The following is a 26,369-nucleotide window of genomic DNA, read 5'->3' on the forward strand; positions in this document are numbered from 1 at the left end:
AATTAAATTTAACGCTAAATATAAGAAACCTAGACCTTTGATAAACAAATGATTCATTCTACTTATGTAGGAATTTATCACGTAACTCTTCCGTAGGGATCATACAGCTCTCTTGCTTTCCAAACCATTTATATCTATTTGTGGCTATATAATCATATATCGCATTAGAGATAAACTTTGGAATTATGATTAAAATATAAAGTAGAGGCCACAATCCACTCAATTTCTGAGCAATGCGCAAGGCAGCACTTGCTTTAACATAAGCACGTTCACCACGTATTAAAACTATACTATCAACCTCTTCAGGATTGATATTATGTTTTTTTAAATATAGGACACCTATATCGCTTTCTAAAGCAGCAAACCTGAAATGATTTTTACGGTCTCTTTTAATAATAAAAGTTACGGCGCCATTGCATAAGTTGCAAACACCATCAAAGAGAATCACATCATTTTGCTTATTCTTCATTATACCTTTTCTAATTGTTCTACAGAAACAATGGTAGTAAACATGCCATAATTAACTGTAGCCTTTCCTTTTTCAATCTGATCTATTGTTCCTACAGATTTTGAGTCCATTAAGCGTACGCGATCATTCTTTTTAAGTATTACCTTAGGTTTAGGGGCAACAACAGGCTTTGGGTTTTTCTTTTTCTGTTCCCTGATTTTAGCAACCTTTTGGATAACCTCATTTTCTAGTTGCTTCTTTTTACCTTGTTCTTGCTTGTGCTTTTTTGCCTCAGTTTTTTTAGGTGCTGGCTGGCGTTTTACGTTTTCAGTGATGACCATCTTCATAAGCTCATCAACTAATAATTTTTTCTTTTTGTTATTTGAAAAATCCTTAGCCAGTCCATCAAATTTCTTCCCTAACTGTATATAGCGTTGATAGCTATCATACATTTCTTGAAAGTCCAGTAATTTTTGCTGCACACGATCTTGAGTATCGTCTAACTTATTAACTTTTTGAGTGGCTTTAATCTCACGTTCCCTTAGAGCCTCGTTGTTTTTACGCAAATTAGAGCGCTCTTTTTGTAATGCAGCGATAGATTTATCAAATCTTATTTTGCCACGCTCTACTTTCTTTTTTGCTTTATTGATAAGCGAGTAGGGTATACCATTCTTTTGCGCTACTTCAAATGTAAATGAACTACCAGCTTCCCCTAGTTGTAATTTATAAATAGGCTCTAGTGATTGCGCATCAAAAAGCATATTTGCATTAGTCATCTCTGGCAATTCGTTTGCCAGCATCTTTAAATTCGTATAATGTGTGGTGATGATACCAAAACTTTTACGGCTATAGAGTTCTTCTAGCATACTTTCTGCCAGTGCGCCACCTAGTTCTGGATCTGATCCTGTACCAAATTCGTCAATAAGAAACAGCGTTTTATCATCGGCCTTTTTAAGAAAACCTCGCATATTTTTCAAACGATAGCTATAAGTACTCAAGTGATTATCGATACTTTGATTATCACCTATATCAGTAAGAACATGCTTAAATATGCTCATTCTACTTTTCTCATGAACTGGAATTAAAAATCCAGTTTGTATCATCAATTGTAATAAACCTATTGTTTTAAGAGTAATTGATTTTCCACCAGCATTAGGTCCTGATATCACAATGATGCGATTGTCTGCTTTAAGACCTATGGTTTGTGGATAGGTTTTTTCATTTCGCGCTCTATTAGATACTAGCAATAACGGGTGATAAGCATCAACTAATTCTAGTTCTCGATGTTCTACCATAATAGGTAAAAGAGCATCGATGGATTGCGCATATCGAGACTTTGCCGCGATAATGTCTGTGTGCGTTAAATAATCTCTGTAAATCTTAAATTCTTCCAGAAACGGACGTAAAGTCTCTGTTAGAGCTTTAAGAATACGGTGGATTTCTTCTGCCTCTTCAACTTCTAGTTCAGCAAGCTTTCGCGAAAGCGTTAACACACGTTCTGGTTCGATATAAGAAATGCTTCCCGTTTTAGAACTTCCCATTACCTTACCTTTTACTTTACGGCGGTACATGGCTTTAACTGCTAAAACGCGACGGTTTTCAATCACCGTTTCACGGATTTCATCAAGATAATCCATTTGAGAGTAATGACTGAGTGCTGCGCCAAAGCTACCATTGAGCTGGCCTTTAACACTATTCATTTCTCTTCTTAAGTTTTTAAGATCTGGTGATGCGTCATCTTTAACCTCACCAAAACGATCTAGAACAGCGTCTACTGCTTGTGGGACATATTCATTCTTTTCTATCTTCTCCAGTCTAGAAAATAGTTTAGGAAATAAAAGCTGCTGCTTTTTAAAGAAGGTAAGGTGTTCATTTACAGTACGTGGCAGTACTGCTAGTTTACGAATACTGTCTTTTTCTAACGTCGAATTTTCTATACCTAGTAATTGCAATTCCTTCTCTATAGGGTCAAACCCATGATTAGGTATGCGGTACTCACTAGCATACGATTGTAAATACTCATTTGTATGTTGTAAAGAGTCTTTAACCGCATTGCGATAGGTAAGTGGCTCAAGTAAAAGCATGTTTTTCTTACCATCTGTTGTGGTACAAAAAGAAGATGCCTGATCCAACACTACGTTGAATTCTAAATCTTGAATGGTTTTATTGGAAATTTTACTCATAATTGTTATACAAAAATACACTAGCACAGTGTAGTAGTCGCAGGTTTTAGAATTAATTATAAGTAAGTTTTATAATTATAACTTAAGGATCTATTTTGATCTGCGATTTACAAATTGTTTTGTGATGTATGCCTTTATTACAACAGCTATTTTTTTAAATTTGAAACTATGGAAGTATCAATAGAAAGCAGCTGGCAAAAAGTACTACAAGATGAATTTAATAGTGATTACTTTAAAGAATTATCTGAGTTTGTAAAAGCAGAGTATTCAAATCAAATCGTTTATCCACCAGCTAGTAAAATCTTTGCGTCTTTTGATGCGGCACCTTTAGATCAAGTTAAAGTGGTCATCATAGGTCAGGATCCTTATCATGGTGACGGACAGGCAAACGGTTTGTGTTTTTCAGTTACTGATGGAATCGCACATCCTCCATCACTAAAGAATATTTTTAAAGAGATAGAATCTGATCTTTCCTTACCTATTCCTGAAAGCGGAAATCTAGAACGATGGGCAAAACAAGGTGTACTATTATTAAACGCAGTTCTTACAGTACGACAATCTGATGCTGGATCTCATGCAAAAAAAGGTTGGGAACGTTTTACAGATGCCGTTATTAAAACTATTTCTCAAGAAAGAGAAGATGTTATATTTCTTCTTTGGGGTGGATTTGCAAAAGGAAAAGCAAAGCTTATCGATAAGAAAAAACATCACATCCTTACTAGCGGTCATCCATCACCATTAAGTGCAAATCGTGGATACTGGTTTGGGAATAAACATTTTTCTCAGGTGAATGAGATACTCCTAAAAATGGGTAAAGAGGCTATACAATGGTAAATGAAGTCATTTAATTATTCTTCTTCATCCGTTTTGGGAATATCATAGATCAGCTCATCTAAAGCGACTTTTCTATCGATAATACCTACAGCACTAAATTCCTCATTAATTTTATCGACTGTAGAGTTCCATAATTGGTCATCACTAAATTCTGTGCGTAACAACCATTGTTGTACATCACCAACCTGTAAATCATAATGCGATGCTATCGTGCGGTCTATGGAAGGTATTTGCTTAAAATCTGCTGTATAACGATTTATGATTTCTAGCATTTTTCCTAGGGCTTCTTCTTTTTCTGAAATACAATCTTGCGTTGCAGCAATAACAAAACTAGGCCATGGTGTAGCGATGGTCTCTAACCTTTTAAATATACCTTGATCGACTATAGGTTGTGTCATGTAACGTTCCCATAAGAAAAGTTGTGCTTTGTTTTGAGAGAGAGCATCAACAGCACCATCTAATGTGTTTACTAATTCAAAGCTTAGGTCTTCAATATCCCAACCATGTCTTTTGGCCAATAAATAGCTCATCAAATGAGAACCACTGCCATATCTACTAATTGCAAACTTACCGTCTTCTAGTTGTTGTGTCTTTTCGGCTTCAATAGTTCCTGGTGCATGAACGCCCCATAATAGAGGAGATGCTACATACACTTGTAAAATACGAGTTGGGTTTCCTGCAATAATATCTTTAACAATTCCGTCTGTAAGAATACACGCTACATCCAGTTCTTGAGTGCGCAGTAATTTACTCATGCGTCCAGTACCTTCTGGAACATCTTGCCACTGTAAATCAATTCCTTCTTTTTCAAAGGCACCATCTTCTATAGCAAAATGCCATGGTAGATTAAAATGCTCTGGTACGCCGCCTATCTTTATTGTAGTCATAATGAGTAAAAGTCTAACAAAGATAGATTACTTCATCCTAATGTTTACTTAATAATTTGTTGGTACTTGTATTAAATAATCACATAATGTGAATAAATAGGTTCCTTGTTCTGTTCGTGTTTCGGTAAGTATGGTATGTTTGTTGAAGGTAATTACTTATAAATACTTTGAAAAATTAATCTTATGAAATCAATATTTATACTACTGACCATATGTTTTATCACTATTTCATGCACACCAGACGATAATTTTGAAACCTTAAGTGGAGAAGTTAATGTCACATTAAATATAGATGAGGAGTTTAAAACCTTACTTAATGGAGCTGCTTACCATGAGATATATGAAATTACACGACAAGCAAATATTTATAATACGAGTGAAATAACACTTGATAATAGTACAGGAACAGACCTATATTTTTATACGTTTAAACCAGCGATGTCGTATGAAGGATCACAGTCGGTGATTATCGTAACAAAGGAATTATCAGAAAACTCATCCAACGTGAGAAGAGTTTTAACGACCACCTATAATTTTACGATCCGATAACCATCAGCTTGTCGATCCTATCTAATGATGTTTTTTTAAAAGATAAGAGTATATTTCAAATTGTGATCTAATCTCTTTTTCTTGATTATGAACCATTGTATTATCCTCATTTATAGTATGAACACGCGCTTTTACGTTGTCTGATAATTGAATGTTTAAAATATCGTCTAGTTCATTAAAGATATCTTCATCATAAATAGGTGTCAGAACTTCAATTCTTCTATCTAGGTTGCGCGTCATCCAGTCTGCACTACCTGTATACATAACTGGAGCTCCATTGTTATGAAATTTATAAATACGACCATGTTCTAAAAATTGGTCTACAATACTGGTCATGTATATGTGTTCGCTTATTTTATTTAGACCTGGGATAAGTCTGGAAAATCCTCTAACAATCAACCTTATAGGTACGCCAGATTGACTTGCTTTATAGAGTAGTTTGATCATCTTCTCATCTTCAAGCTGATTCATTTTTGCGGTGATACCACACGGTTTTCTTGCAATGGCAGCATCTATTTCATTTCTTATAAGTTCTTCAAAGGTAGAGCGAGTGGTAAAAGGTGATATCAATAGATTTTTTGCTCTAGGAATAATCATATCTCCTTGTAGCACTTTAAAAACTCTATGTAACTCTTTGGTAATTTTATTGTGAGCTGTAAATAGTCCATGATCACAGTAAAACTTTGAAGTCTGTGCATTAAAATTACCAGTACCTATATATGCATATCGTTGTACTTTACCCTTCTCTTCTCGCAGGATTAGTAACACCTTACTATGTACCTTGATTTTAGGATAACTATAAATGACGTGAGCACCTTTTTCTTCAAAGATGCGTCCCCATTTAATATTGTTCTCTTCGTCAAATCTAGCTTTAGCCTCAATAAAAACAGTTAGTTTTTTACCATTTTCTAGTGCCAGAAGTAGAGCATCTGTTAAAGCAGAATGATCTGCAACACGATATAAGGATATCTTAATTTCTAAAACATCTTGATCTGTTGCAGCCTGGTTGATTAAATTTTGCACATAGTCAAAGGACATATATGGAAAATGTACTAGTTGATCTTTTTCTTTAATAACTTTAAAATAATCCTTAGTTCCATGTAAAGACCTATGCTCAATAGGATCCAGTTTTTTAGCTTTCAAGGATTTGTTATTTGTTAAATCCGGAAACTTAATGAAATCATCAAAGTTGTGATAATTACCACCGGCAACCATGTCTATTTTTCCTAAACCAAGACTTTTCCTTAAGTTTTTACGAACTTCTTTAGGAAGAGTACTGTCATATAGTAACCTAGTAGGTTGACCATTTAATCGCTGACTTAACGACTCATAAATTTGATCTGCTAGTGTTTGATCTACATCCACCTCTTGTTCTAGATACAACTCTGCATCGCGTGATAATTTAATTGCATAAGCTCTTAAAACATCTTGTTTTTGAAACAATGTTTGTAACTGAGATTTTACAATATCATCTATAAAAGCAATCACATGCGTGCCGTCTTTTACCTTTAATGGGATAAATCTTTTTAACTTATCTGACGGTATATTTACGATGCCATAGTGATGTTCTGACATAAAAGTGACTAGAAAATACAGCTCGCTATTTTCAAGAAACACGCCTGAATCGGTAGTAGCTTTAATCGTTATTGGTTCTATTAACTCTTCTATGTGGTCTTTAAAATAACTCTGTGCTTCTTCATTATAATTCTCTATGAGCTCTTCATAAGATAGCAATTGAATACCATTTTCCTTTAATTCAGGTACAATAGACTCATAAAAGATAGCGCCCAATTCTTCTTGCTGTTCATTTACTTTTAATAATATTTCTTTGAGAATTTTATTGGGTCTTAGGGCAAGCTTCTTTCGCAGTTTCTTTTTTACCTTTTTAATCTGGCGCAACTGAGAAACACGCACTCTAAAAAACTCATCAAGATTTGAAGAAAATATACTGATAAATTTTAATCGCTCGTATAGTGGATTTGAAGAATCTTTTGCTTCTTGAAGTACACGGTCGTTAAAGCTTAACCAGTTAAGGTCTCTATGTCTTATGGGATATTTAGTTTGTTTTTTCACATTTGAAAAATACAAACTCTGTTAAAGGATTTGCGTAAAAGCCTTGTTAATTATCAACGATTTGTTGTAAGGTAAATGTTATCAATTTTTCAACGATTGACTTAGGATTTTTAGAGAACTCTCCAGTCGCTCTATTAGCTAATATGGCATTTAAAGAAACGGCACGATGTCCTAACAGACTAGACATAGCATAGATTCCCGCAGTTTCCATCTCGAGATTTGTTAATTTTTCTCCATCATAGTTAAATGATTCAATACTCGAATTTAAATGAAGATGAGCTGGTTTTAATCGCAACTGTCTACTTTGCGGACCATAAAATCCTACGTTAGTAATTGTATTTCCTATTAATACTTCATCGCTTTTAAAAATTTCAGCAAGTTGTAGGTCGCAATTCACAGTATAAGGTCTTGCTGCTAGTTCTGATAGATGTAATTGTTCTGCCACCGCTTTCGCGAAAGCGGAATCACCACCATCATTGTCATACCAGTGAAATAAAGTATCAAAACCAATTCCTCGCTGTGATAATAGGAAAGAATCCACTGGAATATCAGATTGTACAGCTCCAGAAGTTCCAACTCGAATAATATCTAATTGTGTCAATTGTGATTTAATGGTGCGTGTTTCAAAATCAATATTAACTAACGCGTCTAGTTCATTAAGCACAATATCTATGTTATCAGTACCAATACCAGTGGATACGACACTAATACGTTTACCTTTTAAAGTACCCGTGTGCGTGTGAAACTCGCGTTTCCCTATACGGTGCTCAATGGTGTCAAAGTGCTTTGAAACTTCACCTACACGATCAGGATCACCTACCGTTATAATGGTGTGTGCTAGTTGATGTGGCTGTAAGTTGAGATGATAGATGCTTCCATCATCGTTTAATATAAGTTCTGATGCTTCTAGAGACATAATTAAAAAGTCATTGCGATTACTGAAATCTCTACGTTAACGTACTTAGGTAAATGGGCCACTTCTACGGTTTCTCTGGCAGGTGCAGTAGCTTCATTAAAATAACTGCCGTATACTTCATTAACTACCGCAAAATTGCTCATATCACTCAAAAAAATGGATGTCTTTATCACATTTTCAAAGGTCATATCAACTTGTTTTAATAAACTTTCTAGGTGTTTCATCACTAGATGAGTTTCTTCTTTAAGGTCATCTATTTTTAATTCTCCAGTTGCTGGGTCGATAGCAATCTGTCCACTAGTATATAAAGTTTTTTGATGTGGTGTGTCTACGAGTACAGCTTGATTATAAGGTCCTATAGGGCTAGGAACAAGGTCTGTGTATATGATTTTTTTCATTAGATAAATATAGTTAAAAATAGGAGTAGAGGCGCGTTCTAGAACTGCGGATCTGGTTGCTTACGTTGATCCCACTTAATGTCACTTAATGCACCAGATTTAATACCGATAAAGAAGAACCAGCTGTTTTGCGGTCCTATAGGAGTCCAGTTAAAACTTAATCTCCAGCTTTCTAGATCACGATTAAATCGTAAGGTAGTGAAAGAAACTCCTTTATTTGCAAAATCATAACCTGTGTTACCACCGACACTCCATCGTGGAGATAATTCGACATCACCTGATACCATTAAGGATTGATTATTGATTTCATTTTGTCTTTGCGCATTATTATAAGTCATAGTATAGGCAAAGTTTAAATTCCATGGAATTTTAAAACGATATCTAGTCTTGTCTATATCAACGTTTTCTTTTTCAGGTTCTCGTTGATCATATGTAGTACCGTCGGCATAGTCTATGGATGCTCCAAAGAGATCATCTTCACGACCACCATTTTGTAAATTTCTATTTTGTAAAGGATCGTCTGGTTTGTCATCCTTTTTATCGGTCTGTTTTTCAAAGTCCGTATTACTCAATCTAAAATTAAATCGAGCACCGGCACGCGTTAAACGGAATAAACTACCACCATTATTGATGTTGAATCGATCGATGCGTTGATTTGTATTATCTAATGCATATGGATCTAAATTTGCATCCAGATTTAAATCTATATTTTTATAAATAGGGATAACACCTCTCAATTGTAAAGGATTCCAGTTTAAAGAATCTCCTGCGAGATTGTAGGATGTGTTAACGTTAAATGATTTGATTAAAGATATCTTTTTGAGTTCGGTTTTAGTAGAATCTCTGTCTCTTACCTTTGCCTCAAGTGTATTTTGAAGACCTATACCTAAACTACTAGAATATACCCTACCAGGCGCATTATAAAGCGTACCTTCAAAACGACTATAAAAACGTTCTTCTTCAGACACTTCTAGCCCTTGCTCATCCAATAATCGATCATAATACTGTTCAAAACTAGGATTTGCACTATAGGTTACACTAGGCCTCATCACGTGTCTTATGGCCTGTATCTTAGACTCTTTATCAGTCGATTTCCAGTTACCATAAACTGTAGTTCCTATACTAGCACCATAGTTATAAGTGCGATATGCGTCAAAACCGTTTACCGTATCACGCACTGTATTAAACCCACCAGATCCGTTGTCTTCGAGAAACTGTCTATAGGTTTCAAAAACCCATGATTCATCATAACTCGCATTTAAACCAACAGAGAAGTAATTTGCTATTTTAAAATTTGTAGAAATAGGAATCGTGTGACGTAAACCACTTATGGCACCATCAAACATTTTACTGGTTAAAAAATCATCATCAGTAGTAGCAATACGATTTTCTCCTCTCAAATTGTATTGAAGGTTAATGTTATGCATTAACCCTTTTTTTGCACCTTCCTTAGGTGCAAATGGGAAAACTCTAGACACACTAGCCTGTAAAGTTGGTAAGGTCAGGTTGACCACATCTGTATTGGTGTTCTGGTTATGAGAAACCGTGGTGGTAACGTTTACTTGAGGTTCACCAGGAAAAGTTTTTGAATATGAAATAGAGGAACTCAAGTTGTTTACCAGTGTGGCACTTTGATTAACTTGATTAAATGATTGTCTAAAAAATTGACTACTTCCTAGGTTTACACTAGCGCTGAAACGGCTATTAGGATTACTTTTTGCGTCCTGACTGTGTTGCCAGTTGATGTTATAACGATTGGTTTGCTGGAAGTCAGAAAAGCCTCGTTCACTTTGAATTTGATTTTCATATAAAAAACGGAAACTACCATTAAATGCATACCGTTTTCTATAGCTACTCTCGATTCTAGAACCCCAACTACCATTTGTAAAATAATCACCTAATACAGTAAGGTCAACATAATCATTGATGGCAAAATAATATCCACCATTTTGTAAAAAGTATCCTTGATTATTGTTGTTACCAAAAGAAGGAATAATTACACCACTTTTACGATCTGTAGTCATCGGGAAATATGCAAAAGGTAACCCTATAGGTGTTGGAACATCTGCTATATACATATTAACCAGTCCAGTAACGATCTTCTCTCCTGGAACAAATTTTATTTTACGGGCAAGAAAGTAATAATCAGGATTATTCGGGTCCTTAGAAGTCGTGAAAATGGCTCTTTTCATATAGTAAACAGAGTCATTCACTCGCTTTGTTACTTCGGCTTTAACATTAAACTCGCCTTGTGCCGTAATAGAGTTATAAGTAAGAGCCTTGCGTGTGTCTTTATTAAAGATAATAGAGTCTGGTTTAACGACATTTTGTCCTTGAGTAAATATCGGTTTTTGAACATAAACACCTGCTGTGTCAATTACACCGTAGGCAAAAATATCACCGGTATTCATATTCATAATAATCTTACCAGCCTCTAGAGTAATGTCACCGTATATAATTTTTGCCTCATTATAGAGCGTGATGGTATTGTTAATACGGTCAATTTCTTTATAATCTGTTGCACTAGAGATAAGCTTGTGCTCTAGGATAGGTTTACGCTTAGTAGAATCTTTAGGTTTATTAAGTTGTAAAGTGTCTGAATCTATTTCTATAGTTTCTGCAACAGGTTGTTGTGGTTTTTTATCCTCATTCTCAACCGGTTTTTCAGCAGGAATTGGGGTACTGTTATTAGGCAGCTCTTGAGCATGACAGATCAGGCTCGCTGTTAAAAAAACTATTGATAAAATAATGTACCTCTTCAAATAATGCAATCTTCAGTAAACTATATTCGTTAATAGAAATGGTCTGGTTTTTGAAACCTCAAAACTACGTATAATTTTTATGCGTTTTATTGTAATTACGCTTTCGCGAAAGCGTAATTATCAAAAGCACCTTAACACCTATGAACACTATAATGAAAACGTATATACTTTTAATTATTGCATTAATCACTTTTCCTGTTGTAATTCAGGCAAATACGCCTTTAGATTCTACCATTGTAAGTAGTAAAAAGTTCACTATAGTACTAGATGCTGGTCATGGTGGAAATGATCCAGGAAAGAAAGTAGGAAGCGTAAATGAAAAGGATATCGCTCTCAAAGTGGTTAAGAAAATAGGCGCTTTACTAAATAAAAACCCTGATATTAAAGTTGTTTATACACGTACTACAGATAAGTTTTTAGAATTACATGAACGTGCATCTATTGCAAATAAGGCAAAAGCCGATCTTTTTGTATCTGTACATTGTAATGCTGCTGCAAATAAAAGTGCCAAAGGAAACGAAACATGGGTGCTAGGCCTACATCGCAGTGATGATAATCTAGAAGTAGTTCAAAGAGAGAACTCTGTAATTCTATTAGAAGATAATTATGAAGAGAAGTATGCAGGATTTGATCCTAATGACCCTTCGTCATTTGCAGCAAGCCTTTTGACACAAGAAGATTTTTTAGATAATAGTATAGAAATGGCTGCGAATGTGCAGACCAAATTTGAAGAAGCTTTAAAAAGAAAAAATCGTGGTGTAAAACAAGCTGGATTTGCGGTGTTACGATTATCCTACATGCCTAGTGTTTTAATCGAAACTGGGTTTATAACAAATACAGAAGAGCGTAATTTCTTAAATAGTAATACGGGACAAGATAAAGTAGCACAGTCTATTTTTAAGGCTATTCTTAATTATCAAAAAAATAGGGATATCAATAACTTTGAGGTAGAACCTGTTGATATTGAAGAAGGTAACGGGTCTCAAATTATTGCTCCTAAGGAAAGCGTTGAAAAGGCATCTATCGTTTACATGGTTCAAATTGCTGCAAGTTCTAATGAAGTAGCTGCAAAATCTTATAATTTTAAAAAGCTTCCTGAAATCTCTAGAGAGAAATTAGGCGGTATTTATCGATATTTCACCGGTAAATTAAGCAATCTTGAAGCTGCAGTCGAGCTTAAAAAACGCGCCAATAATGCAGGATATGATGGCGCTTTTATAGTCGTTGTAGAGAATGGTGTGACTAGACGTTTATAATGTATTGCTAAATATGTTGAGAATAGGCTACAAAATAGGTAGCTTTATTTAAATTTGTCAAAAACACCGTATCTGTGAAATTATCCAAAGAAGTTAAAGTAGGTATTCTTACCGTAGTAGCGATAGCGCTGTTTATTTTTGGTTACTCGTATTTGAAAGGTAGTAATCTTTTAGAGGATAATAGAGTCTATTATGCTGTCTACGATAATGTTGAAGGACTTACTAAGTCTGCTCCTGTAACTATTAATGGTTTAAGAGTAGGTAATATAGACGATATTAAATTTTTAGATGATAGTGGTAGGCTTATTGTAAAATTTCATGTGAATGGAGAATTCTCTTTTTCATCTGAAAGTACAGCTAGTGTTTACAGTACTAGTCTTATAGGAGGGAAAGCTCTGGCTATCGTTCCTAATTTTGAATCTACCGCCATTGCCGCAAAATCTGGAGACACCTTAAAGTCTAAACTAGATAAAGGTTTACAAGGTGAAGTAATGGATCAATTTATTCCTTTAAAAGATAAGATTGAACATATGGTAGTAAGTGCAGATAGTGTGCTAGTTGCGGTTAATAAAACTCTTAATCCTGATGCTAGAGCTGCGATTACTTCCTCATTAGAAGAGCTTAATAAGACACTTGTAGAATTTAAGGCTTTATCTCGCAATGCAAATACATTGTTAGCAGATAATAAAGAAAGTCTAGGGAGAACTATTAAGAACCTAGATGTCACAACAGAGAATTTTGCTAAAATATCTGATACTCTTGCACAAGTAGAAATAGCTGGTACAGTAAAACAGTTAGAGGAAACGATAGGTAAATTTAATACTGTACTTGATAAAGTAAGTAATGGAGAAGGCTCGTTAGGGAAGTTAATGACCGACGACAAACTTTATACAAATTTGGAAAGAGCAACAGAACAAGCAGCAGACTTGTTGCAGGATATGAAGCTTAATCCTAAACGTTATGTCCATTTCTCTGTCTTTGGAAAGAGACCAGGACCATACGAAGAACCAGAAGACCCAACTAAATAATTTTTATACATGGAATACATTCCACAAATCATTTTTGCCCTTTTATTAATCGCTGGTGTAGGTTACTTTACAAGTAACATTCGCAAGATGATACGCAATATCAAGCTAGGTAGAGAAGTTGATCGCTCAGATAACAAAAAAGAACGATGGGCCCAAATGGCACGTATCGCTTTAGGGCAATCCAAAATGGTACGCAGGCCTATTGCTGGTTTCTTACATGTTGTTGTATATGTAGGTTTTGTGATTATCAATATAGAAGTCCTAGAAATTATTATTGATGGGCTTTTCGGTACACACCGCATATTTGCACCTTACCTAGGTGGTGTTTATGATTTTCTGATCGGTACGTTTGAAATACTAGCTTTATTAGTATTAGTAACTGTTGTCGTTTTTTGGATAAGAAGAAATGCAATGAACATCAAACGATTCACTATGGGTGAGTTAAAAGGATGGCCTAAAAATGATGCCAACTACATTCTATATTTTGAAGTTGTATTAATGAGTTTATTTTTAATAATGAACGCAACAGATTTTATCCTTCAAACTAGAGGCGTGGAAGGTTATGCTCATGCAGGTGAGATATTTGGATCGTTTCCAGTTTCTCAATTTGTAGCAGTGTTTTTTGAAAATATGGCTGATACTACTCTTATCATTATAGAAAGAGCGGCATGGTGGATTCACATCGTTGGAATTCTTATTTTCTTAAACTATTTATATTGGTCTAAGCATTTACACATCATGCTTGCTTTCCCTAATGTTTATTTTGCAAAATTAACTCCTAAAGGACAGTTTACAAATATGGAAGCTGTGACTGCCGAGGTGAAACTGATGATGGATCCAGATGCTGATCCATTTGCTGCACCAGATCCTGCTGCGATGGATGAAGATCCAGCCTCATTAGGAGCTAGCGATATTTTTGACCTTGATCAAGTCCAGCTATTAAACTCATACACTTGTACAGAATGTGGTCGTTGTACCTCAGAATGTCCGGCAAATATTACTGGTAAAAAATTAAGTCCACGTGCCATAATGATGAAGACACGTGATCGACTAGAGGAAGTAGGATCTGTTATTAATAAAGAAGGTGAATGGAAAGATGATGGGAAAAAGCTATTAAATGATCATATCACAACAGAAGAGTTATGGGCATGTACTACATGTAATGCTTGTGTTGAAGCTTGTCCTATTGGTATTGATCCATTAAGTATCATCATGGATATGAGAAGATATCTAGTACTAGAAAATAGTGCCGCACCTACAGATTTAAATAATGCTTTAACAAATATTGAAAACAACGGTGCACCATGGCCATATAACCAGATGGATCGATTAAACTGGGCAGACGAATTATAGTATGAAAGAAAAAAACGAATACCTAGAAGCAAAAAATGATGATGGTTCTTTAGCGAGTCCTATATTACCAGAAGGCGTTAAGAATTATTTAATCGATATTGATGGAACTATTACTGATGATGTGCCTAATGAAGAACCTGAGCGCATGGCAACTTGCGCTCCTTTTCCAGACGCATTAAAAACGCTTAATGAGTGGTTTGATGCAGGTCACGTGATTTGTTTTTTCACCTCTAGAACAGAAGAACATAGAGAGGTAACAGAAGTGTGGTTAAAAAAGCATGGTTTTAAATATCATAGTTTATTGATGGGTAAACCTAGAGGTGGTAACTATCATTGGATCGATAATCATATGGTACGTGCGACTAGATATAAAGGCAAATTTACGCATCTAGTAGAGCAAGAAGTAACAATAGAAGTGTTTAAAAAATAGAAAGATGATGATTTTGCTTTTGCGAAAGCATAGTAAAGATATCTCAACATAACAATTATGAGTGAATTGATAAAAGTACCTACAGCAGCAGAGTTTATAGCTCAAGGAAAAACTCCAGAAGTTTTATTTTGGGTAGGATGTAGTGGAAGTTTTGATGACCGTTCAAAGAAGATTACAAAAGCATTTGTAAAGTTATTGAATAAAGCTGGTGTTGAATTTGCCGTTTTAGGAGCAGAAGAAAGCTGTACAGGTGATCCAGCAAAAAGAGCTGGAAATGAATTCCTATTTCAAATGCAGGCCATGATGAACATAGAGGTTCTTAATGGTTATGAAATTAAAAAGATAGTGACGGCATGTCCTCACTGCTTTAATACACTTAAAAATGAATATCCTGAATTAGGTGGTAATTATGAAGTTATCCACCATACCTCATTCTTAAAAGATCTTATAGCAAACGGTAAATTAACTATATCTGGTGGGAAATTTAAAGGCAAAAAAATCACTTATCACGATCCTTGTTATTTAGGACGTGCAAACGAGATTTATGAAGCACCAAGAGAACTTATAGAAAAATTAGACGCAGCACTAGTAGAAATGAAGCGCAGTAAGCGCAACGGTTTGTGTTGTGGAGCTGGTGGAGCCCAAATGTTTAAAGAACCAGAACCAGGTAATAAAGATATTAATATTGAGCGCACAGATGAAGCACTAGATACAGGTGCAGATATTATTGCAGCAGCCTGCCCTTTCTGTAACACAATGATGAGCGATGGAATCAAAGCGGCAGAGAAAGAAGGTAATGTGGAGGTTTTAGACATTGCAGAGATGATCGCAAGTGCTGAAGATCTTTAAAATGAACAATAACGAGCCCGATAAAATTCCATGGAAAAATCGAATAGTGCTAGGCTTATTTTCTGGTTTAGTCTATGCAGGAATCATGGCGGCATTTGATTATGCCAGTGATTTACCTTTTCATGAAGTAAAGTTCGTTTTTAGCACATTAATTTTTGGAACATTTATGGCCATTGCTACTCGGTGGATGGTGAAAAAAAAGAAAAAGTAAAACCTGATGAAATTTAAAATTACACTCTTACTATTGTTGGTTACTTTAGTTTCTAATGCACAAAAGTTAGAAGAAGAAGTACTAGATAAATTATCTAACAGTATATGTTCACATCTAAAAGAAGAAGGTGATATAGATAACTTAACCAGTGTTGAAGCCTTGAAGGTCTTCACAGAGAGTATGTTTAAAGCATATGCTACTGATCCAGAGTATTATAAAGAAAATGGATTGGACTTTACTGCTGGTGATGAGGTGCTCGAGGCATATGGAGAACAATTAGGGATGCATATGGTAGTTAATTGCCCGTCATCTATATCATTATTCCTGTCCATGGCAGGTGATGAAGATTTTGAAGAAATGGGTTATACATCAGAAAGTGTACCAATGACTTTTACCTTGACAGGTAAGGTTGTAGATTTTTCTAATGAACAATTTTATACCATTAGTATAAAAGATGAGACCGGAAGAGTACGTAAGTTCCTCTGGTTAGAATATGTAGAAAATGATCACTTGTTAGAAATAGCAATGAAAAAAAAGAAGAAGTACACCTTTACTTATGTAGAAAAAAACATGTATGATCTTAGGATACAGGAATATAGAAACATGTTAGTACTCACTAAAATAGAAGAATAACTATGCACGCAAATTTTAAAGATTTACCAGAAGAAGCTAGAGTGTGGATCTATCAAGCAAATAGACCATTTACAACAGATGAGCTTAATGAATTAAAGCCTCAAATGGATAACTTTTTACAGCAATGGACAGCTCATGGTAAGGATTTAAAAGCTGGTGTGGAGTATCCATATAATAGGTTTATTGTAATAGGATTAGATCAAACTACAGCTGGAGCAACTGGTTGTTCTATAGATGCTAGTGTACGTTTTATACAATCGATAGAAAAATCTTTTAGGATTGATCTTATGGATAAAATGAATGTCACTTTTAAAAATGGTCAATATGTGGCGCATAAAGAATTAAGCGACTTTAAAAAAATGGCCAAAGCAAAGTCTGTTTCTCCTAACACAATCGTTTTTAATAACCTTGTGACTAATGTAGGTGAGTACCGTGAGCATTGGGAAGTTCCTGCAAGTGAGAGCTGGCACTCACGCTTTTTCTAGTTGATAAACTAGTTTAAAAGTCCGCTATTATTTTCTCTTTATTAACTTAAGATGAAGCGTTAAGTCTTTATCTTGTTGCTTTAGGAACGGTTCTTGAAACCTTTTCCTTAAATGCTATTGTACATTATGAATAGGACACTTTTACAATGTTTGATTTTGATATTCGCTTTCGCGAAAGCGTATACCTCACAAGCTCAATTCTCTTCTCATGACCCTTTAATTACCAATGATTCTATTGCCCAAATAAAATGGGTTGATAGTGTTTATAACAGTTTGAATCAACGTGAAAAAGTTGGTCAATTGTTTATGGTTGATCTTTTTTCAAATAAAGGAAAAACCCATGTTGCTGCGGTTAGAAAATTAGTTGAGGAACAAAAAATAGGAGGAATTATTTTTTCTAAAGGTGGACCTCTTCAACAAGCTCATTTAACAAATGAGCTACAAGCCAAGTCTAAAACACCAATGCTTATTGCAATGGATGCAGAATGGGGCTTGAGTATGCGATTAGACAGTACATATGCTTTTCCGTGGAATATGACACTAGGAGCAACACCTAGCACACGATCTAGCTATGATGTAGGTAGACGTATAGGGCAACATTGCAAGAGATTAGGAGTACATATCAATTTTGCACCGGATGTTGATATTAATACAAATCCAGATAACCCGATTATAGGTAATCGTAGCTTTGGTGAGGATATGTATAATGTGACAGATAAATCACAAGCATTTATGAAAGGTATGCAGAGTACAGGAACTTTAGCCTGTGCTAAGCATTTTCCTGGACATGGAGATACAGATCAAGATAGCCATAAAACATTGCCTACTGTGGATTTCAGTGCAGAGCGTATCGATAGTGTAGAGCTGTATCCATATCGTAAACTTTTTAAAGAAGGAATGGCCAGCGTTATGGTTGCGCATTTAAATATACCTAGTTTAGAACCTAGACCAGGTTACCCAACCAGTATAAGTGAGAAAGTAGTTACAGATTTATTAAAAAATAGAATGGGCTTTAAAGGTCTCATTTTTACAGATGCTTTAAATATGAAAGGAGCGTCTAATTTTAGTGAGCCTGGACAGATAGATTTACAAGCTTTTAAGGCAGGTAATGATGTGCTGCTTATTTCTGAAAATGTCCCTAAGGCAATTGATAAAATTATTGCATCATGGAATAGTGGAGAAATTACTGATGAGCGCATAGAGCATTCAGTTAAAAAGATTTTAAAGGCTAAATATGCATCAGGTTTACACAAATATCGTCCTATAAGTACTTTTAATCTTATTAATGATTTAAATACAGAGAGTGATGACGTAGTGTATGAACGAGCTATTTCTGAAGCGGTAACTGTCTTGCGTAATAAAGATTCCATTTTACCACTAAAAAATCTAGAACTTAAAAAAATTGCATATGTTGAATTAGGTGATGATAGTGGAGCTATTTTTCTTAAGGAATTAAATAAATACTCAAAAGTTACACAGGTAAAAGCAACTCAACTAGATGAGTTACTTAGAAAACTAGAATCTTATAATACAGTCATTGTTGGTTTGCATCGCAGCAATGAAAGCCCTTGGAAAGGTTATCAATTGAAATCCACACAACTGACATGGTTGTATGAAATAGCAAGAACGCATGAAGTTATTTTTGATGCATTTGTTAGACCTTATATGCTTGCACAGCTCAATACCATTGAAAATTTTGAGGGTATCTTAATGAGTTATCAAAACAGTGAGTGGAGTCAGAAGGTTAGTGCTCAAATTATCTTTGGAGCAAGACCAGCGGTAGGAAGATTGCCTGTGACCGCAGGTAGCCAGTTTCAAGTAGGTGATGGTGTTGATACACCTTACCTGCGTCGTTTAGCCTATGGCAATACGCCTAGCAGTGTAGGTTTAGATACTTATAAACTTTCTAAGATTGATAGTATTGCAAACTATACCGTTAATAGTTTAGGTGCTCCAGGCATGCAGATATTAGTTGCCCGTCGTGGTAAAGTTGTTTATCAGAAAAATTTTGGATATCACACTTATTCCAAAGAGCTTGCTGTTAAGGATGAAGATGTTTATGATATTGCCTCGTTAACTAAAATTATGGGGACCTTACCACTAGTCATGGAGCTTGAAGAAAATGGTGTTATAGATTTAGAAGATTCAATTGGTACTTTAATTCCTGCGCTATCTACTACAAATAAAAAGGACATTACAATTAAATCTATGCTGTCACATTATGCAAGATTACAGGCATGGATTCCTTTTTATAGATATACTTTAGATAGTATAACATCTAGACCGATGTCACAATATTATAGTAGTTCAAAATCATCAGTTTATAATGTAGAGGTAGCACAGAATTTATTTACAAATAGAATTATACAGGATACCATATTCAATAGAATTGCAAATAGTGAACTGAGAAGCCGTCAGGAGTATAAATATAGTGACCTGCCATACTACTTGCTTAAAAAATATATGGAGGATAGGTCTAAAAAAACTTTACATGAATTAACTACTAATCATTTCTATAAAAGAATGGGAATGAATTATATGGGTTATTTACCATTACAACGTTTTTCTAAAGATGAAATAGTGCCTACTGAAAATGATATGGCATATCGAGGTCAGTTAATACATGGTTTTGTACATGACCAAGGCGCAGCAATGCAAGGTGGGATAGGTGGTCACGCTGGATTATTCTCTAATGCAAATGATGTTGCAAAAATGATGCAAATGTATTTGCAAAATGGTAGCTATGGAGATGTTACTTATTTTAAACCAGAAACAATATCTAAATTTAATACCTGCTATTACTGTGATCAAGAAGTGAGACGTGGTGTAGGGTTTGATAAACCACAATTAGATGAAGTAGGTCCTACCTGTGGTTGTGTTAGTATGACTAGCTTTGGTCATAGTGGTTTTACAGGAGCCTATACTTGGGCAGATCCAGACTCGGAAATAGTATATGTGTTTCTGTCAAATCGTATTTTCCCTAGTGCAGAGAATAGATTTCTTCTATCTGAGAATATAAGAACTAATATCCAGCAAATCATTTATGATGCAATAATTGATTAGTTTTAGTAACCAATTATAAAATAAATTTAAATGAAAATTGCAATAGTATGTTATCCTACCTATGGTGGTAGTGGAGTAGTGGCAACCATGTTAGGTACTGCTCTTGCTCAACGAGGACATGAGATTCATTTTGTGACTTATAAACAACCAGTAAGACTAGAACTACTTGCAAAAAATATTTTCTTTCATGAAGTTAATGTAGAAGAATATCCATTATTCCATTATCAACCGTACGATCTTGCTTTATCTAGTAAACTCGTTAATGTCGTACAAGAATATGATATAGAGTTATTACACGTGCATTATGCCATTCCACATGCATATGCCGGTTACATGGCGCAACAAATGTTGAAGGATTTAGGTATAAAATTACCTATGGTGACTACCTTGCATGGAACAGATATAACATTAGTAGGTAACCATCCTGTCTATAAACCTAGTGTAACCTTTAGTATCAACAACAGTGATGTGGTCACGTCAGTTTCTGACAGTCTTAAAAGAGATACTTTAGATTTATTTGACATAACAAAGCATATTGATGTAGTACCTAACTTCATTGATATGTCTAATTATAAAACAGAGTTTACAGATTGCGACCGAACAGTGATGGCTTTTCCAGAAGAGCGTATTATAACTCATGTAAGTAATATGAGACCTGTAAAACGTATCATGGATGTGGTAAAGATCTTTGAGAAGATTCAAGAAAAAATTCCTGCTATTTTAATTATGGTAGGAGATGGACCAGAACGTTTTGAAGCAGAGGAATATGCTAAATCTAAGAAGTTGCAATTGCAAATTAAATGGGTAGGAAATAGTACTGAGATAGATCGTATTTTATGTTTTACAGATTTATTTTTACTGCCATCTGAGAAAGAAAGTTTTGGGCTAGCGGCTCTAGAAGCAATGGCAAATAAAACTCCTGTTATATCATCAAACACTGGTGGTTTACCAGAGGTTAACGAAGATGGAGTCACAGGTTTTACGAGCAATGTAGGTGATATTGATGAAATGGCACAAAAGGCTATTCATATTTTAGAAGATGATGCGAGACTATTAAAATTTAAAAACAACGCTTTCGCGAAAGCAAAAGAATTTGACATTCAGTTAATAATACCACAATATGAAAAATTATATAAAAACGTTCTCTCTGCTGTTTCTAGCAATAAGTAGTTTAACTTTAACTACAGGCTGTGGAGGCAAAAAAATGGATACACCAGAAAAAACATTTGGGCTTACTTCTTACTACGATGTCATGCTAGAAGGCAACAATAGTAATCATGAAAATCAAGAGGTTATTATAGTAGAATCTGAAGAAGCCATGCAAGAGATGATGGCGCAAATCAATAGTACTCGCAAACCAGGTTTAAAAATACCTAGCGTTAATTTTAAAAAAGAGGCCTTAATCTTTGCTTATGGAGGTCAGAAATCGACAGGTGGATTCTCTGTCGAAGTTACTGAGGTGCGCAATGAGAAGAGTTTATTACATTTTAACTTTGAGCTCATTAAAGCAGATGGAGACATGGCCACTATGAGTATAACAACACCGTTCAAGATTATAAAGGTGGAACGTGATGATAAAAAAATAACGGCTTCTTTTTAAGAAGCCGTTATCGGTTATTGTTGTTTAGATATTTCTTAGAACTGATATCTCAAACCTAATGCGATGTCTAGATCATTACCATCTCTAAAGTCTCCAAAATAAAATTCTGGCCTTACATCGAGCGATATCAATAAAGGAATATCAAAATTGTATTCTATCCCAACTTGCGCTGCTCCAAAAAGAAATGTTTCAGAATCATCGTCAAAATTACCTCTTCCTGGAAAATCGTCATCTAGACTTACTGTTCCTAAACCACCACCAGCACCTGCGTACCAGTTAAAGCCACCTTCAATATTCCAAATCCACTGGTATAAACCTGTTGCTTTAAATCCGTCAAAGTTGTCTCCATCTTCATAACCTAGATCGATTTCAAGTCTATTGTTATCACTTAAGGCTCTTTGGTAAGATATTTCAGTACCAAAACCATCACCATCACCAGCTCTTATACCTATTGCGTTTTCAGATACTGTTTGAGCATTTGTCATAAATGCTGTGCTAAATGCAATTCCTAGAATCAAAAGTGTTTTTTTCATAATTATTATTTTTGATTCAAATTTACAATGGTTACTTTGTTGAATGTTTTATATTTTGTTAATTATTGTGAGAATACCTTAAAATTTTAAGATTACCCTTCGAATTCAAAATCATCACCATCACCACCACCATTACTACGACTGTTTTTCTTCTTTTGATTAAATCTATATACAAAACTTAAGTTCACTTGTCTTTCTCTCCATTGAAACTCGCTATCTGTTATAAAATCGTCGGTGATTGTAGTACTTTGTCTCTTACGACTATTAAATAAATCGCTAACGTTTAAGGATATAGTCGCATCATCACCCATGATATCTTTACTAGCTGCAAGATTCATAGTGAAAATTCCGTCATTAGTACTTTGTGCGTTCTCTGATGCGCCTCGATAATTTAATCTAGTTTGTAAATCGATACCAGAAGGAATACTAAATTTTTGATTTAATCTAGCAAAGTAAGAAGTATTCTCATTATCAAAATTAGTCCCGTTAAAATCACCATCTGTAGTTGCATGGAATAAATTGAAGTCAGTATTTATAGTCCACCATTTAAAAGGTCTATAGGTAAGTGTTAGTTCATACCCTATACGTTCTTGCGTAGATAGGTTTACTGGTGTACGTCTGATGATAGGGTCTCCATTATCTGTTATCTCACCTGTATCTTCTTGTATAAATTCCCAGTTATCATCACTACGGTTGTAATATATAGATGTGCTTAAGGTTACTTTTTTCCATCTTCTTAAATATCCTAAATCTAAAGAGTTTGTAAAAGTAGGATCTAAATCTACATTACCTTGAAACACATTAGATTCACTAGATCTACTAGGGAATGGGTTTAAGAAACGACCACGTGGTCTTCTTACACGTCTATTGTATCCTAAAGTAATATTTTCACCATCTTGGATTTCATAACCTAAGTTAAGAGTAGGGAAAAGGCTGCTATAATTTTTCTTCTCTTCAGTATCAACTGTTTCTTGTCTTATGGTTACATTGGTTTGCTCAAACCTTAAACCAGCAAGGAATGAGAATTTACCATATTCTTTACCGTATTGACCATAAACAGCATTTACTAATTCTTCATAATCAAAGGTGTTATTAAGACCAGCATCTGGCACAAGAGGACCAGTAGGGAAAGTTAATTGTTCTTCTAAGTAAAAGGAGTTACTAATATCGCGGTAATTACCTCTATAACCAGCCTCAAATTGAGTATCTTCTCCTATAGGTAATACATAGTCAAATTGTGCCGTGGCATTTTGCTCATCTTCCTCACTTAGTGTTCTCTCCACATCATTAATCGTATTTGTGGTTGTTTCAGTCTCTAAGATATTTGCATTTTGATCTTCTACTGATGTTGAGTATTGAATACTAGCTGTAATCTTCTGGCCGTTATCATCAAGATCATTTTTGTAATCTAATGAATACTGTATTCGCGTATCATCTTCTGATTCTGCTTCAGTACGAGAGGTAGCTTCATTTAGGTTACCATTTGCGTCTAAACGGTCAATAATGTTAGTGTTTAAATCATCGTCATTACCTAAACGATAAACAATGTTTGCTACAATACTAGATTGATCATTAATAAAATACTCTGCACCTAAACTGGTAAAAAAGTTTCGACCTAATCGATCAAATACGCGCTCTTCATTCACAAAACTGTTTTGAGCTGTAGGTGATAAATATTCTGTGCTTGTGGTACTATTACCTGGTGTTTCTCTGTATCTAAAACCTGTATTTGTAAATAAGTTCCATTTCTCACTACGTAAATTGCCATTAAATGATAATCCTAACTGTGGATTATAACCGGTGTCTAATTGCATAGAACCATTAAAGCCTAAAAGCTTATTTTTTCTAAGAATAATATTTAATATTCCTGCTGTACCTTCGGCGTCATAACGTGCGCTTGGAGAAGTAATTACCTCTATCTTCTCAATTGCGTCAGATGGAATTTGTCTTAAAGCTTCGGCTCCATTAAAACCAACGAGCGCACTAGGTCTTCCGTCGATTAAAATAGTTACATTGTCATTTCCTCTTAGGGCTACATTACCTTCTACGTCTACAGATACTGATGGTACATTGTCTAATACGTCACTGGCGCTACCACCGCGTACAGTTAAATCTTTACCTATATTATATATTTTTTTATCTAATCGAATATCAACAGTTGTTTTCTCTGCAATAACAATTGCTGCATCTAATTCTGCAACATCAATTTCAAGTTCTATTGTACCATAATCCTTATCGGCAGTTAGAACTTCTGCTTTTTTAATTAAGGTCTTAAATGTGATGTATTCCCACTTCACATCATAAGTTCCAGGAGTTACTTGAATATTGTATTTTCCATCGATGTCAGTTATTCCACCTTGAGGAGTTGATCCTGGTTCAGTGCTTAGTAAGGATACGGTTGCAAATTCTAGAGGGCTTTTAGTAGACTGATCCACTAGAGTACCAGAAATGGTTATCATACCATCGGAATCTGGTTTTTGTGCTATCGCAAGAATAGGAAGGATTAAAATTGCGAGAAATAAGTATTGTAGTTTCATTGTAGTTAATTTAGTTTCTACTAGGACTACAAATCTATCAGACGGTTTAAGCCGTCATTACTAAAGTTAAGTTAACTTAATGTTGGTTTTTTTTCACAAATTTAAATTAACTATTGACACTTAACTACCATGTGACTAGGCTTATAACTCATCGGACGGTTTTTCTTGACCACTTTCCATTAAGAAGGCTTTAAGAAACGCATCGATATCACCGTTCATAACGGCATCAACATTACCGGTTTCGTGACCAGTTCTCACATCTTTAACTAACTTATAAGGATGCATTACATAATTACGTATTTGCGAGCCCCATTCTATCTTCATCTTTCCAGATTCTATTTCATCTCTCGCGGCATTACGTTTTTGTAGCTCAATTTCAAAAAGTTGAGATTTCAACATTTGCATTGCTTTTTCACGATTTTCTAATTGAGATCTGGTTTCCGAATTATGAATAACGATACCAGATGGATGGTGCGTCAGTATTGCTTTAGTCTCTACTTTGTTAACGTTTTGTCCACCAGCACCACTTGATCTTGCAAAATCCCATTTAATATCTGCTGGATTAATATCTATTTCTATAGTATCATCTGCAAGAGGATAAACGTAAACAGAGGCAAATGAAGTGTGACGTTTTGCATTAGAATCAAATGGAGATATACGTACTAATCGATGTACACCGTTTTCTCCTTTTAACCACCCAAAACTATAATCGCCCTCAATTTCTAAGGTTACCGTTTTAATACCGGCAACATCACCAGCTTGAAAATTGAGCTCTTTTACTTTATAATTATTTTTTTGCGCCCACATCATGTACATTCTCATCAACATCTCTGCCCAGTCGCAGGATTCTGTTCCACCAGCACCAGCAGTTATTTGTAAAACAGCACTCAAGTCATCACCTTCATTAGAAAGCATATTTTTAAACTCTAACTTTTCTGTGATGTCAATCGCGGCATTATATTTAACCATGACTTCTTCTTCAGTTGCGTCACCTTCTTTAAAGAACTCATAAAGAACTTCTGCATCTTCGGCTAGAGTTGTGGCAGTGTCATAATCTGTAGTCCATTGTTTCTTATTACGCAATTCTTTCATGATCAGTTCTGCGGCCTTTGCGTCATTCCAGAAGTCAGGAGAAAAAGTCTTCTCTTCAAGATTAGTAATCTCGATTTCCTTAGCATCTATTTGTAGATAATCTTTTAAAGCGATAACACGTTCTTGTAACGTTTTGAGCTGATCTGTTGTGATCATATATGGACTATGTTTAATTACAAAAATAGGATTATTATCTGTCTTCTCAGCTATAGCAATAGGTCTATAATATATGAGAACTTACTAGGATGA

Annotated in this window: 23 protein-coding genes; 13 read left to right on the forward strand and 10 right to left on the reverse strand. The window is 35.0% G+C overall.

Going from position 1 to position 26,369, the window contains the following annotated elements; translation table 11 throughout:
- Positions 1-58 precede the first annotated feature (58 nt).
- Positions 59-469: a thiol-disulfide oxidoreductase DCC family protein gene (locus R1T42_RS03520; RefSeq protein ID WP_317291325.1), complete on the reverse strand. Its 411-nt coding sequence runs from the start codon at positions 467-469 to the stop codon at positions 59-61.
- Positions 469-2,631, reverse strand: a complete 2,163-nt coding sequence (locus R1T42_RS03525; protein WP_317291326.1) for an endonuclease MutS2 — start codon at positions 2,629-2,631, stop codon at positions 469-471. Before R1T42_RS03525 ends, R1T42_RS03520 begins: the two co-directional genes overlap by 1 nt.
- Positions 2,632-2,799: 168 nt before the next feature.
- Between R1T42_RS03525 and ung the strand changes: the two genes are divergently transcribed.
- Positions 2,800-3,465 (forward strand): uracil-DNA glycosylase, encoded by a 666-nt coding sequence (ung, locus tag R1T42_RS03530; protein ID WP_317291327.1) that lies wholly within the window; start codon positions 2,800-2,802, stop codon positions 3,463-3,465.
- Between the two features lie 14 nt (positions 3,466-3,479).
- Here the strand turns inward: ung and R1T42_RS03535 are convergent, their stop codons facing one another.
- Positions 3,480-4,352: a substrate-binding domain-containing protein gene (locus R1T42_RS03535; RefSeq protein ID WP_317291328.1), complete on the reverse strand. Its 873-nt coding sequence runs from the start codon at positions 4,350-4,352 to the stop codon at positions 3,480-3,482.
- Between the two features lie 183 nt (positions 4,353-4,535).
- Between R1T42_RS03535 and R1T42_RS03540 the strand changes: the two genes are divergently transcribed.
- A complete protein-coding gene (locus R1T42_RS03540) occupies positions 4,536-4,901 on the forward strand; it encodes a hypothetical protein (protein ID WP_042296840.1) in 366 nt (121 codons plus the stop codon).
- A 21-nt stretch (positions 4,902-4,922) separates the two neighbouring features.
- Here R1T42_RS03540 and ppk1 read toward each other — a convergent pair whose 3' ends face one another.
- From ppk1 to R1T42_RS03560, 4 genes are read right to left on the reverse strand one after another with little or no spacing between them, the layout of a single operon-like run.
- Complete coding sequence (gene ppk1, locus R1T42_RS03545) at positions 4,923-6,974, reverse strand: polyphosphate kinase 1 (protein ID WP_317291329.1); 2,052 nt, start codon at positions 6,972-6,974, stop codon at positions 4,923-4,925.
- A 46-nt stretch (positions 6,975-7,020) separates the two neighbouring features.
- Entirely contained in the window at positions 7,021-7,890 is an 870-nt protein-coding gene (locus R1T42_RS03550; RefSeq protein ID WP_317291330.1) for a nucleoside phosphorylase, read from the reverse strand.
- Positions 7,891-7,892: 2 nt separating this feature from the next.
- Entirely contained in the window at positions 7,893-8,288 is a 396-nt protein-coding gene (locus R1T42_RS03555; protein WP_317291331.1) for a Rid family detoxifying hydrolase, read from the reverse strand.
- A gap of 38 nt (positions 8,289-8,326) precedes the next feature.
- A complete protein-coding gene (locus R1T42_RS03560; RefSeq protein ID WP_317291332.1) occupies positions 8,327-11,050 on the reverse strand; it encodes a putative LPS assembly protein LptD in 2,724 nt (907 codons plus the stop codon).
- Between the two features lie 152 nt (positions 11,051-11,202).
- Here R1T42_RS03560 and R1T42_RS03565 point away from each other — a divergent pair, with 152 nt between their 5' ends.
- The 11 genes from R1T42_RS03565 to R1T42_RS03615 all read left to right on the forward strand — a co-directional run bounded on the left by R1T42_RS03565 (position 11,203) and on the right by R1T42_RS03615 (position 21,958).
- Positions 11,203-12,306 carry an N-acetylmuramoyl-L-alanine amidase gene (locus tag R1T42_RS03565; RefSeq protein ID WP_317291333.1) on the forward strand — a complete coding sequence of 368 codons (1,104 nt, stop codon included), beginning with the start codon at positions 11,203-11,205 and terminating at the stop codon, positions 12,304-12,306.
- Between the two features lie 74 nt (positions 12,307-12,380).
- On the forward strand, positions 12,381-13,334 hold the full coding sequence (locus R1T42_RS03570; protein WP_042249033.1) for an MlaD family protein: 954 nt from the start codon (positions 12,381-12,383) through the stop codon (positions 13,332-13,334).
- Positions 13,335-13,343: 9 nt separating this feature from the next.
- On the forward strand, positions 13,344-14,687 hold the full coding sequence (locus R1T42_RS03575) for a (Fe-S)-binding protein (RefSeq protein ID WP_317291334.1): 1,344 nt from the start codon (positions 13,344-13,346) through the stop codon (positions 14,685-14,687).
- A gap of 1 nt (position 14,688) precedes the next feature.
- Entirely contained in the window at positions 14,689-15,117 is a 429-nt protein-coding gene (locus R1T42_RS03580) for an LNS2 domain-containing protein (protein WP_042271600.1), read from the forward strand.
- 57 nt (positions 15,118-15,174) lie between these two features.
- The gene (locus tag R1T42_RS03585; RefSeq protein WP_036579033.1) at positions 15,175-15,966 is read left to right on the forward strand and encodes a (Fe-S)-binding protein; all 792 of its coding nucleotides are present in this window, start codon (positions 15,175-15,177) and stop codon (positions 15,964-15,966) included.
- A 1-nt stretch (position 15,967) separates the two neighbouring features.
- Complete coding sequence (locus R1T42_RS03590) at positions 15,968-16,177, forward strand: hypothetical protein (RefSeq protein WP_036579034.1); 210 nt, start codon at positions 15,968-15,970, stop codon at positions 16,175-16,177.
- Positions 16,178-16,183: 6 nt separating this feature from the next.
- Positions 16,184-16,810: a hypothetical protein gene (locus R1T42_RS03595; RefSeq protein ID WP_152565643.1), complete on the forward strand. Its 627-nt coding sequence runs from the start codon at positions 16,184-16,186 to the stop codon at positions 16,808-16,810.
- A 2-nt stretch (positions 16,811-16,812) separates the two neighbouring features.
- Positions 16,813-17,295 carry a hypothetical protein gene (locus R1T42_RS03600; RefSeq protein ID WP_036579039.1) on the forward strand — a complete coding sequence of 161 codons (483 nt, stop codon included), beginning with the start codon at positions 16,813-16,815 and terminating at the stop codon, positions 17,293-17,295.
- A 126-nt stretch (positions 17,296-17,421) separates the two neighbouring features.
- Positions 17,422-20,358, forward strand: coding sequence for a glycoside hydrolase family 3 N-terminal domain-containing protein (locus tag R1T42_RS03605; RefSeq protein WP_317291335.1), 2,937 nt, complete (start codon positions 17,422-17,424; stop codon positions 20,356-20,358).
- Positions 20,359-20,388: 30 nt separating this feature from the next.
- A complete protein-coding gene (gene bshA / locus R1T42_RS03610) occupies positions 20,389-21,528 on the forward strand; it encodes an N-acetyl-alpha-D-glucosaminyl L-malate synthase BshA (RefSeq protein ID WP_317291336.1) in 1,140 nt (379 codons plus the stop codon).
- A 34-nt stretch (positions 21,529-21,562) separates the two neighbouring features.
- On the forward strand, positions 21,563-21,958 hold the full coding sequence (locus R1T42_RS03615) for a protease complex subunit PrcB family protein (protein ID WP_317291337.1): 396 nt from the start codon (positions 21,563-21,565) through the stop codon (positions 21,956-21,958).
- Between the two features lie 35 nt (positions 21,959-21,993).
- On the opposite strand, the gene R1T42_RS03620 is transcribed toward R1T42_RS03615, so the two are convergent.
- The 3 genes from R1T42_RS03620 to prfB all read right to left on the reverse strand — a co-directional run bounded on the left by R1T42_RS03620 (position 21,994) and on the right by prfB (position 26,276).
- Positions 21,994-22,491: a hypothetical protein gene (locus tag R1T42_RS03620; RefSeq protein WP_036579044.1), complete on the reverse strand. Its 498-nt coding sequence runs from the start codon at positions 22,489-22,491 to the stop codon at positions 21,994-21,996.
- Between the two features lie 92 nt (positions 22,492-22,583).
- On the reverse strand, positions 22,584-25,028 hold the full coding sequence (locus R1T42_RS03625; RefSeq protein ID WP_317291338.1) for a TonB-dependent receptor domain-containing protein: 2,445 nt from the start codon (positions 25,026-25,028) through the stop codon (positions 22,584-22,586).
- A gap of 141 nt (positions 25,029-25,169) precedes the next feature.
- Positions 25,170-26,276 carry a peptide chain release factor 2 gene (gene prfB / locus R1T42_RS03630; RefSeq protein ID WP_317291339.1) on the reverse strand — a complete coding sequence of 369 codons (1,107 nt, stop codon included), beginning with the start codon at positions 26,274-26,276 and terminating at the stop codon, positions 25,170-25,172.
- Positions 26,277-26,369: the final 93 nt, after the last annotated feature.

It is taken from the genome of Nonlabens ulvanivorans (genome assembly GCF_032922765.1).
GTDB classification, from domain to species: domain Bacteria; phylum Bacteroidota; class Bacteroidia; order Flavobacteriales; family Flavobacteriaceae; genus Nonlabens; species Nonlabens ulvanivorans.

Coding starts and splice junctions, on each gene's coding strand:
- R1T42_RS03520 (WP_317291325.1), bottom strand. CDS start 469: ATGAAGAATAAGCAAAATGATGTGATTCTCTTTGATGGTGTTTGCAAC.
- R1T42_RS03525 (WP_317291326.1), bottom strand. CDS start 2,631: ATGAGTAAAATTTCCAATAAAACCATTCAAGATTTAGAATTCAACGTA.
- ung (WP_317291327.1), top strand. CDS start 2,800: ATGGAAGTATCAATAGAAAGCAGCTGGCAAAAAGTACTACAAGATGAA.
- R1T42_RS03535 (WP_317291328.1), bottom strand. CDS start 4,352: ATGACTACAATAAAGATAGGCGGCGTACCAGAGCATTTTAATCTACCA.
- R1T42_RS03540 (WP_042296840.1), top strand. CDS start 4,536: ATGAAATCAATATTTATACTACTGACCATATGTTTTATCACTATTTCA.
- R1T42_RS03550 (WP_317291330.1), bottom strand. CDS start 7,890: ATGTCTCTAGAAGCATCAGAACTTATATTAAACGATGATGGAAGCATC.
- R1T42_RS03555 (WP_317291331.1), bottom strand. CDS start 8,288: ATGAAAAAAATCATATACACAGACCTTGTTCCTAGCCCTATAGGACCT.
- R1T42_RS03565 (WP_317291333.1), top strand. CDS start 11,203: ATGAAAACGTATATACTTTTAATTATTGCATTAATCACTTTTCCTGTT.
- R1T42_RS03575 (WP_317291334.1), top strand. CDS start 13,344: ATGGAATACATTCCACAAATCATTTTTGCCCTTTTATTAATCGCTGGT.
- R1T42_RS03580 (WP_042271600.1), top strand. CDS start 14,689: ATGAAAGAAAAAAACGAATACCTAGAAGCAAAAAATGATGATGGTTCT.
- R1T42_RS03585 (WP_036579033.1), top strand. CDS start 15,175: ATGAGTGAATTGATAAAAGTACCTACAGCAGCAGAGTTTATAGCTCAA.
- R1T42_RS03590 (WP_036579034.1), top strand. CDS start 15,968: ATGAACAATAACGAGCCCGATAAAATTCCATGGAAAAATCGAATAGTG.
- R1T42_RS03595 (WP_152565643.1), top strand. CDS start 16,184: ATGAAATTTAAAATTACACTCTTACTATTGTTGGTTACTTTAGTTTCT.
- R1T42_RS03600 (WP_036579039.1), top strand. CDS start 16,813: ATGCACGCAAATTTTAAAGATTTACCAGAAGAAGCTAGAGTGTGGATC.
- R1T42_RS03605 (WP_317291335.1), top strand. CDS start 17,422: ATGAATAGGACACTTTTACAATGTTTGATTTTGATATTCGCTTTCGCG.
- bshA (WP_317291336.1), top strand. CDS start 20,389: ATGAAAATTGCAATAGTATGTTATCCTACCTATGGTGGTAGTGGAGTA.
- R1T42_RS03615 (WP_317291337.1), top strand. CDS start 21,563: ATGGATACACCAGAAAAAACATTTGGGCTTACTTCTTACTACGATGTC.
- R1T42_RS03620 (WP_036579044.1), bottom strand. CDS start 22,491: ATGAAAAAAACACTTTTGATTCTAGGAATTGCATTTAGCACAGCATTT.
- R1T42_RS03625 (WP_317291338.1), bottom strand. CDS start 25,028: ATGAAACTACAATACTTATTTCTCGCAATTTTAATCCTTCCTATTCTT.
- prfB (WP_317291339.1), bottom strand. CDS start 26,276: ATGATCACAACAGATCAGCTCAAAACGTTACAAGAACGTGTTATCGCT.